At 60.3% G+C, this 1,175-nt stretch carries 1 protein-coding gene; it reads right to left on the bottom strand.

What is annotated here, in order from left to right; genetic code table 11:
• Positions 1 to 241: 241 nt before the first annotated feature.
• The gene (locus tag ACQKOE_RS16530; protein WP_427513784.1) at positions 242 to 607 is read right to left on the bottom strand and encodes a cupin domain-containing protein; all 366 of its coding nucleotides are present in this window, start codon (positions 605 to 607) and stop codon (positions 242 to 244) included.
• Between the last annotated feature and the right edge of the window lie 568 nt (positions 608 to 1,175).

Genomic DNA, 1,175 nt, shown 5'->3' with positions numbered 1-1,175 from the left:
CAACCAATAAAACCCCGCCTCAAGGCGGGGTTTTGTCATTTTGGCGGGGCGGAATAGAATGCAGTTATGGACAAGCCGCTGAATCGACGCCTGACAACTGAACGACAAGCGTAACCGATGTAGAGGGGGGAAGCTCGATCCAGGTTGATGAATTCGGCAAGGGCCCTGCGCTCGGGACGCCGCGCCAGGGCAGCGCGGAACATCCGCAGTCGTCCCGCCGGATGGGCAGCAGACCAAGCGCTCAGTGCGGACCGTCTGGCGCCGCGAACAGGATTAATTCGACCCGTTCGGCGCCCTCTACATGAGCGTGATGACCAGGCGGAATCTCAAAAAAATCGCCTTTGGTAATATGGGTTTCAGAACCGGTATCGACCATCTGGACGACGAGCTCGCCGCTCACGCAATATCCCGTGTGGGAAACGGGGCAGGAATCCGGGGAGCCGAGCAGGGGCTTTTCGTCCTTCTCCCACGACCAACCCGGCTCAAAGACCGCTTGCATGCCGGCGCTGCCGTCCTGCATCTTGATGATTGAAATCCCCCCGGCGGCTTTCATGTCGAGACGTTCATCCGGGGTCTCAAAGCGGCGGACTTCGATCGAAGCACCCATGGCGCAAACTCCTTCAGCCACAGAGTACCATGTCCGCAACCCGCCGCAGAGACCGGGAGGGTTCTTCTCGTCGCACCCGGCGGGCGCTTCGCAACATTCAGAAGTTTGACGACGCACCCTGCACCCCGTCCCGCTGACGCGGTGCGGGTTAGCGGCCCGGCCCAGAAAGCCGGATCGAAAAAGGGCCGGCGACAACCAGGGGGCATTCGTCCTCAATCCGCACATCACCGGGCCGGATGGGCCGGTGCGAGTCGGCATGAGGTCATCTCCGGGTGAGGCTCACTGGGCCCATAATAGCCATTTAATCCACTCCAATGGCAGATTGACCCGCCGGTCTCACAGGCGTCGAAACTTTCAGAGGGCCTGTTATCCAGGACAAGATCGGTGGATTTCCGGGCTTTCCACGAGGCCTGGCCCCGGCCAGACAGCCTTATGGCATTTTTCTTACTCTTCCCTGTTGACCGAATCGTGAGGTGGGCTTAGAGGCCGCTTCACCGGACGGGACGCTGAGATGCTCTGGTCTGGTCGCCAACATAGACGGACACGATGTCTCCCGAAGTAAAGAGCG

The organism is Novosphingobium sp. NPDC080210, from assembly GCF_050281025.1.
In the GTDB taxonomy this organism is placed as follows: Bacteria; Pseudomonadota; Alphaproteobacteria; order Sphingomonadales; family Sphingomonadaceae; genus Novosphingobium.
Note: the sequence above shows the minus strand (reverse complement) of the source record. Positions and strands in the feature narration are given on the sequence as shown.